Raw genomic sequence first — 8,357 nt, forward strand, 5'->3', positions numbered from 1 at the left:
TGGACGACACCCCACGCAACAGCCCCGCAGGAGCGCCTGTGGACCTTCATTTCCTTTAGCGCTGACGGCGTTTTCCCGTTCATTCCAAGGGCCTGGCACCTCAGGTCCGGGGCCGCTTTTTGCGTCAAAAAACTCAGGAGACAGCATGTCCACTTTCGATGATCTGCAGGATTGCCCCTCTTGGCCCGAGGCGTTTGCCCAGCACTATCGCCAGGCCGGCTACTGGCGCGATGAAACCTTTGGCGACCTGCTGCGGGTGGCTGCCCAGGCCTTCGCCGAGCGCGAGGCGCTGACCGATGGCGAACAACGCCTGAGCTATCGGCAGTTGGACCTGCGGGTCGATCAACTGGCCGCCGGCCTGTACCGTCTGGGATTGCGTGCCGGCGACAACGTGGTCCTGCAACTGCCCAATTGCAGCGCCTTCGTCGAAACCTGCTTTGCCCTGTACCGCCTCGGCGTGCGGCCGATCTTCGCCTTGCCGGCTCACCGGCATCTGGAGATCGGTCGCTTCTGCGCGTTCGCCCAGGCTCGGGCCTACCTGTGCGCCGACCGTGACGCCAGCTTCGATTACCGGGCCATGGCCCGGGATCTCAAGGCCGGCAATCCACACCTGGAGTGGGTGATAGTGGCCGGCGAGGCCGAGGAATTCACCGCCCTCGATGGCCTGTATGACCCGGCCCCGTCGCCGGCTTTCCCGGCGCCGAGTGCCGATGCTGTGGCTTGCTTCCAGTTGTCCGGTGGCTCCACCGGGATTCCCAAGCTGATCCCGCGTCGGCACAACGAATACCTCTACAACCTGCGGGCCAGTGTCGAGCGCTGCGGCTTGTCCAGTGCCAGCGTGTACCTGGCGGTGCTGCCTATGGCCCACAACTTCCCCATGTGCTGCCCGGGGTTCATGGGCACCTTGTCGGTCGGCGGGCGCGTGGTGCTCGGCCACTCGCCGAGCCCGGAAGTCTGTTTCGAACTGATCGAGCACGAAGCCGTGACCCACACTGCCCTGGTGCCGCCCCTGGCCCTGGTGTGGATGGAGGCGGCCCAGGCTCGCGGACGCGGTTTGCCGTCGTTGCAGCTGTTGCAGGTGGGCGGGGCCAAGCTCAGCTTCGAGGCGGCGCGACGCATCGAGCCGGTGCTCGGTTGCCGCCTGCAGCAAGTGTTCGGCATGGCCGAAGGGCTGATCTGTTACACCGACCCGCAAGACCCGCCCCAGCGGGTGCTGCACACCCAGGGCCGGCCCCTGTCGCCGGGGGACGAAATCCGCGTGGTGGACGAGCAGGACCAGCCCGTCCCGGTGGGGCAGGTGGGCCAGTTGCTGACCCGTGGCCCCTACACCATCCGCGGCTATTACCGCTATCCCGAGCACAATGCCCAGGCCTTCACCGCCGACGGTTTCTATCGTACCGGTGACCGGGTGCAGCTCACCGCCGACGGCTACCTGATGGTGGAAGGGCGGGACAAGGACCTGATCAACCGCGGTGGCGAAAAGATCGCCGCCGAAGAAGTGGAGAACTTGCTGCTGAGCCATCCGGCGGTGGCCGACATCGCCCTGGTGGCGATGCCCGACGCCTTCCTCGGCGAGCGCACCTGCGCCTTCGTCATTCCCCGTGGCCAGGCGCCCCGGGCTCCGGAACTGTTGCGCCATCTGCGGGCTCAGGGCCTGGCGGCGTTCAAGCTGCCGGATCGCTTCGAATTCATCCCGGCCTTTCCCCAGACCGGGGTCGGCAAGGTCAGCCGCAAACACCTGCGTGAGGCGATCCAGGCCTTGTACTTCGGTGCTGACGCCGAAGCTCAGGTGGGAAGTGATGCCCGTGGCTGAACAACCAGGATTGACTGAACTGTTGCAACCGGTGCGCGGGCGTCTGCTGGCGGCGATGCTGCTGCAGGTGCTGGCGGCGCTGGTGGGCCTGCTACCGCTGATTGCCGTGGCCGAACTGGCGCCGCTGCTGCTGGCGGGCGAGCTGGACGTGGACCGCGCGGGCTTCTGGCTGCTGGCCGGGGGCGGGGCCTTGCTCCTGCGTTTGTTGGGGCTGGCGGCGGGGTTGCAGATTACCCATCTGGCCGACAGTGACCTGCAGCGCCATCTGCGCCAGCGCATCGCCGCCCATCTGGCGCGGGTGCCCCTGGCCTGGTTGGGTGACCATCGGCAAAGCGCCGAGCGGGTGTTGCTGGAGGATGTCGGCGCCCTGCATCAATTGGTGGCGCACCTGCCCAACAATCTGGTGGCGGCCCTGGTGGTGCCCTTGGCCAGCCTGATCTACCTGCTGACGGTGAGCCTGCCCATGACCCTGGTGGTGCTGGCGCCACCGCTGGTTGCGCTGTGGCGCCTGCGGGTGATGCGTACCCCGGCTTACCACGCCGAGCGCCAGCGCCTGGGCGGGGCCATGGGCGCGCTGTCGACGGCGACCCTGAACTTTGTGCAGAGCATCGCCATGGTCAAATCCTTTGGCCGGGTGGAGCGGGTACAGGACGACTTCTTCAAGGCCGTAGAGGATTTCGGCCGTTTCTTCTCCCAGTGGGTCGAGCGCTGGGCCGGCCTGGGCGCCAGTGTCGAAGTGCTGCTCTCGCCCTTGCTGGTGCTGGCTCTGGTGCTGGTGGGCGGGGTGCCGCTGATTGCCGGCGGCTGGTTGCAGCCTGTGCAGTTGCTGGCGTTTGCCTTGCTGGGTCCGGCCCTGGCGGCGCCGGTGGCGGCCCTGGGGCATGGCGCCGATTCCCTGGTCCAGGGCCGGGCGGCGGCGCGGCGCATCAGCGCGGTGCTGAGCACTCCGGTGCTGGCGCAGCCGGCGTTCTCCCGAGAACCCGAAGGCGCCCTGGTGACCTTCGATGCCGTGGACTTCAGCTACCCCGACGGCACCCAGGTGCTGCGGGACATCGATCTGCGCCTGCAACCGGGCACCCTGACCGCCCTGGTGGGGGATTCCGGGGCCGGCAAATCCACCCTGGCCACCTTGCTTGCGCGCTTTGCCGATGTCAGCGCCGGGGCGATCCGCATCGGCGGGGTCGACCTGCGGGACATGGACAGCGCGACCCTGTATCGCCAGGTGGCCTTTGTCTTTCAAGAGGTGCGTCTGCTGCGCGCCAGCGTCCTCGACAACCTGCGTCTGGGGCGCCCCGAGGCCAGCCTCGCCGAGGTCGAGGAGGCGGCCAGAGCCGCGCAGATCCATGAGCGCATCAGCGCCTTGCCCGAGGGTTATCACACCTTGCTGGGGACCGGCGTGCAGTTGTCCGGCGGCGAGGTCCAGCGTCTGGGCATCGCCCGGGCCATGCTCAGCCAGGCGCCGATCCTGGTGCTCGACGAGGCCACCGCGGCCAGCGATCCGCAATCCGAAGCGGCGATCCAGCAGGCCCTGTCGCGGTTGGCGGCAGGGCGCACGGTGCTGGTGATCGCCCATCGCTTGAGCAGCATTCAGGACGCCGATCAGATCGCCGTGCTCCAGGGCGGGCAATTGCTGGAGTGCGGTCGGCACCAGGCCTTGCTGGATCAGCAGGGGGTGTATGCCGGACTGTGGGCGGTGGAGCAGTTTGGCGCGGCCCCGTTGATGAGGGCCCTGTCATGATCGCTGCCCTGTTACGCAGCTTGCAGCCCAAGGAAGCCGGCCTGCTGCGCCGGGCGCTGCTGGCCATGGCGGCCAGTGCCCTGGCCCAGGGCCTGGCGCTGGCCTTGCTGCCCATGGCGTTTGCCTGTGTCTTCGACGCCGCGTCGGGCAAGGCGCCCTGGCTCTGGGCCGGGGCCTTTGCCGGGTTCGCCGGGCTGTGCCTGTGGTTGCGCCGCCATGCCCAGCTGGCCGGCTACAGGGCCGGGGCGGCGGCAGCGCAGTCGTTGAATCTGCGCATCGGCCAGCAGTTGGCGCGCCTGCCCCTGGAGTGGTTCGTCGAGCGTCGCGGCGCCGAGCTCAATCGCCTGGTGACCCACACCGTGGCGCAGATCATGAGTGCCCCGGCGCACCTGTTGCAGCCCATGGCCAATGCCTTGCTGACGCCCCTGGCGTTGTTGCTGGCGCTGTTTTTCTACGACCGCGCCATGGCCCTGGCCGCCCTGGCCAGTGTGCCGTTGCTGCTGTTGTTCTATCACTGGGGCGTGCGTTGGGGCGGGCAGGCCGAGCGCCTCAGCGAAGAGGCGGCCGGCGAAGCGGCGGCGCGGGTCCTGGAGTTTCTGCGTCAGCAGCCGCTGCTGCGCTCCAGCGGGCGCAACGCTGAAGGCTTCAGCCTGCTGGGCGAGGCCTTGCAGCAACAGCGTCAGGCCCAGCGCCGGGCCCATTGGCGCACCTTTCCGGCGGCCCTGGGGCTGGTGGTGGTGCTCCAGGCCGGCTACACCGCCGTGTTGCTGTGCGGGCTCTATGGGGTGCTCGGCGGCAGCCTCGGGGCCGTGCAATACCTGGCCCTGGCGGTGCTCGCCACCTGCCTGGTGGAGCCCATGGGGGCCCTGGTCAACCTGGGTACCACCTTGCGCCAGACCCGCCACGGCGTGGACAGCCTGTGTCAGTTGCTGAGCCTGGCGCCCCTGCCGGAGCCGGCCGTGCCCCAGGTGCCGGAGGGGCAACGGATCGAGGTGCGGGAGCTGGGGCTGGTTCGCCAGGGCCGAGCGATCCTGCAGGACATCAGCTTCGAGCTGGAGCCGGGCTCCCTGAACCTGCTGGTGGGGGCCTCGGGCTCCGGCAAGTCGAGCCTGCTGCGCTTGCTGGCGCGCTTTTGCGACGTCAGCAGCGGCGCGATCCTGCTGGGGAGCGTGGACCTGCGCCAGCTCTCGGCCCGGCAGCGCGACCAGGACATTGCCCTGATGTTCCAGGACTGTCCGCCGCTGGCCGCCAGCCTGCTGGACAACCTGCGCCTGGGACGCCCCGAGGCCAGTGAGGCGCAACTGATGGCCGCGGCCCACGCCACCGGCCTCGACCGCCTGGCCCAGCGCCTGCCCCAGGGCTGGCAGACCCGGGTGGGCGAGGGCGGTGTCAGCCTCTCCGGCGGCGAACGCCAGTGCCTGGCCCTGGCCCGGGTCATGCTCAAGGACGCCACGCTGATCCTGCTGGATGAACCCACCGCCGCCCTGGACGCCATCAGCGAGGCGCGGGTCAACCGCAGCCTGCTGCAACTGGCGCGCAAGCACACGGTGCTGCTGGTGACCCACAAGCCGACCCTGGCCCCCCATGCCGGGCAGATCCTCCTGCTGGACCAGGGCCGCCTGGCCCAGCGCGGCACCCATGCCCAACTGATGGCGGCTGCCGGCCGTTATCGCGAACTGTTCCACGAGCGCGAGGCGATCAATCGCTGGCGCTTGCGACCTACCCTTTCCGTACCCCATAGGACCGTCCACCATGACTGATAACCCAGCACTGGCACGCGCTCATCCAGCGCACGCCGGCCTGAGTCATTCACCCCAAAGACTCTGCGCAGGCATTGCGCGGCTGCTCAACTACGAGCCCGAGGACCTTGAGGCGGATGCTTCGCTGATCGAGCAGGGCCTCGATTCGGTGAGCATCATGCGCCTGCCGGCGTTGCTGGCCGCCGAGGGCGTGACCCTGAGTTTTGCCGAGCTTATCCAACAGCCGACCCTGGACGCCTGGTGGGCGCTGATCGAGGCCCGTCGCGGCCTTGCGGCGCCGTGCCTGCAGGCGGTAGCCGACGCCAGTGACAACGCTGATTTTCCACTGACCTCCCTGCAACAGGCCTACTGGTTCGGTCGCGATCCGGGCATGCCCCTGGGGGGCGTGGGTTGCCACCTGTATCAGGAACTGGATGGCCAGGACCTGGAACCCCAGCGCCTGGAGCAGGCGGTGCGCCGCCTGTGCCAGCGTCATCCGATGCTGCGGGCCTGCTTTGTCAACGACACCTGCCAGCGCATCCTGCCGCAGAGCCCCTGGCCCGGGCTCAGCGTCCACGATCTGCGCCAGGCCTCCAGCGTGGTCGTGGCCCAGACCCTGGAGCAGATTCGTCAACGCCTGTCGCACCGCTGCCTGAAGGTCAGCAGCGGGGAGGTCTTCGATGTGCAACTGAGCCTGCTGCCCGAAGGCCGTAGCCGTCTGCACCTGAACATCGACCTGCTGGTGGCGGATGTCCTGAGCATCGGCATCCTGCTGCGGGATCTGGCCCTGATCCATGCCGGTCTCGAACAGCAACTGCCGGCCCTGGAGTGGGACTTTGCCCACTACCTGAAGGCCGAACAGGCGGCCCGGGCACCGCAACTGGCGGCGGCCCGGGACTACTGGCTGCCCCGCCTGGAGGACTTGCCCGACGGCCCGCAATTGCCCCTGGCCCGGGAGCCGCAGCAACTGGGTACGCCACGCTTCCGGCGTCTGGCCATGCGCCTGGATAAAGCCCAGTTGCAGGTCCTGGAACACAAGGGCCGGCAGCACGGCCTGACCCTGGCCAGCGTGCTGGCCTGCGCCTATGCCCAGGTGCTGGGGCGCTGGAGCGCCAGTCAGCATTTCCTGCTCAACGTGCCGCTGTTCAACCGTCAGGAATTGCACCCTTGCGTGCCCCACCTGCTGGCGGACTTCTCCAATCTGGTGTTGCTGGAAGTGGATCAGCGCCAGCCCCTGGATTTCTGCCGGCAGGCCCTGGCACTGCAGGCTCAGTTGCACCGGGATATCGCCCACAGCGCCTGGCCCGGGGTCGAGGTGCTGCGCGAGCGTGCGCGCCTGCGTCAGGGCGGCGGTCAGGGGGCGCCGGTGGTGTTTGCCTGCAACCTGGGCCCGGCCTTTGTCGATGACACTTGCCGCCAGCAACTGGGCGAGCCCGGCTGGGCGTTGTCGCAGACGCCCCAGGTGTGGCTGGATCACCAGAGCTACCCCATGGCCGACGGTCTGCTGCTGAACTGGGATGCGGTGCAGGGGCTGTTCCCCGAGGGCCTGCTGGAGCAGATGTTCGAGGCCTATCGCAATCTGCTGCTGTGGCTTTGCGAGCATGACTGGCAACAGGTGGCGCCGTTGCCCCTGCCGGCCGACCAGGAGCGGGTGCGCAGCGCGGTCAACGACTGCCGGCACGCGACCCCGGCCCGGCTGTTGCACCAGGGTTTCTTCCGGCAGGCCGAGGCCCATCCCGAGCGGCTGGCGCTGATCTGTGACCAGGGCCAGCTGAGTTATGCCGAGCTGGCCCGGCAAGCCCTGCAACTGGCGGGCGCCCTGGTGGAGTGGGGCGTGCAGCCCGGCGAGGCGGTGGCGATCACCCTGCCCAAGGGCCGCGAACAAGTGATCGCGGTGCTGGGGATTCTCGCGGCCGGCGCGGTCTACGTGCCGGTGGGCATCGAGCAGCCGCCGGCCCGACGCGACATGATCTATCAGCGTGCCGGGGTCCGTGTGGTACTCACCGACACGGCTCACCGCGACGGCGGCATCTGGCTCGCCGCACTGCGGGTGGTGACCCTGGCCCAGGCGCGCCCGGCAGCCGCCCTGGTGCAGCCTTTGCCGCTTGCGGCGGATGCCCTGGCGTATGTGATCTTCACCTCTGGCACCACCGGTGAACCCAAGGGGGTGGAGCTGTCGCACCAGGCGGCGATGAACACCATCGAGGCGCTCAACCGGCGTTATCGGGTCAGCGCCGAGGATCGGATGCTGGGTGTCTCGGCCCTGGATTTCGACCTGTCGGTGTACGACCTGTTCGGCCTCTTGAGTGTCGGTGGCGCCCTGGTACTGCCGGCCGACGCTTTGCGCAAGGAGCCTCAGGAATGGCTGCGCCAGATCCGCGAACAGCGGGTCACTCTGTGGAACTCGGTGCCGGCGCTGCTGGACATGCTGACCTTGCAGGTACGGGACGCTGGCGGTCTGGCGTCGTTGCGCCTGGCCATGGTTTCCGGGGACTGGGTCGGCCTCGACCTGCCACGCCGTTTGCGAGAGGCGGCGGGGCGTGACCTGCAGTTCGTAGCCCTGGGCGGCGCCACCGAGGCGGCGATCTGGTCGAACTGCCAGGACGTGGACGCGGTGCCCGGGCACTGGCGTTCGATCCCCTATGGCCGGCCCCTGGATAACCAGTGCTTCCGGGTGGTGGACAGCCAGGGCCGGGATTGCCCGGACTGGGTGCCCGGCGAGCTGTGGATCGGCGGCGCCGGGGTTGCCGCGGGCTATCGCGGCCTGCCTAGCCTGAGTGCCCAGCGCTTTGTCGAGCATGACGGCGGGCGCTGGTACCGCACCGGCGACCAGGGGCGCTACTGGGCCGACGGCACCCTGGAGTTCCTCGGGCGCCTGGACCATCAGGTCAAGGTCCGCGGCTTTCGCATCGAGCTGGCGGAAATCGACCTGGCCCTGGAACGCCACCCGGCCATCAGCCGTGCCCTGAGCCTGGTGCTGCCCGGCAGCGAGCCGCAGCTGGCGGCGGTGCTGGTGGCCAACGAGCCGCTGCCGCCGACCCAGGCCCTGCGGCAGTGGCTGGGGCAA

The 8,357-nt window shown here is 68.9% G+C and carries 4 protein-coding genes; all 4 read left to right on the top strand.

Features of this window, described 5'->3' with window-relative positions:
- Positions 1 to 145 precede the first annotated feature (145 nt).
- Positions 146 to 1,813: a (2,3-dihydroxybenzoyl)adenylate synthase gene (locus tag BLX41_RS01700; RefSeq protein WP_123723513.1), complete on the top strand. Its 1,668-nt coding sequence runs from the start codon at positions 146 to 148 to the stop codon at positions 1,811 to 1,813.
- The gene (locus tag BLX41_RS01705; protein WP_259744310.1) at positions 1,800 to 3,551 is read left to right on the top strand and encodes an ABC transporter ATP-binding protein; all 1,752 of its coding nucleotides are present in this window, start codon (positions 1,800 to 1,802) and stop codon (positions 3,549 to 3,551) included. The genes BLX41_RS01700 and BLX41_RS01705 overlap by 14 nt, the downstream gene beginning before the upstream one ends.
- Positions 3,548 to 5,311, top strand: coding sequence for an ABC transporter ATP-binding protein (locus BLX41_RS01710; RefSeq protein ID WP_123723515.1), 1,764 nt, complete (start codon positions 3,548 to 3,550; stop codon positions 5,309 to 5,311). Before BLX41_RS01705 ends, BLX41_RS01710 begins: the two co-directional genes overlap by 4 nt.
- Positions 5,304 to 8,357 (top strand): amino acid adenylation domain-containing protein (locus tag BLX41_RS01715; RefSeq protein ID WP_259744312.1); only part of this gene is annotated, 3,054 nt, incomplete at its 3' end. The genes BLX41_RS01710 and BLX41_RS01715, both read left to right, overlap by 8 nt.

This window comes from Pseudomonas protegens, from assembly GCF_003732485.1.
GTDB lineage: Bacteria > Pseudomonadota > Gammaproteobacteria > Pseudomonadales > Pseudomonadaceae > Aquipseudomonas > Aquipseudomonas protegens_B.

Coding starts and splice junctions, on each gene's coding strand:
- BLX41_RS01700 (WP_123723513.1), top strand. CDS start 146: ATGTCCACTTTCGATGATCTGCAGGATTGCCCCTCTTGGCCCGAGGCG.
- BLX41_RS01705 (WP_259744310.1), top strand. CDS start 1,800: ATGCCCGTGGCTGAACAACCAGGATTGACTGAACTGTTGCAACCGGTG.
- BLX41_RS01710 (WP_123723515.1), top strand. CDS start 3,548: ATGATCGCTGCCCTGTTACGCAGCTTGCAGCCCAAGGAAGCCGGCCTG.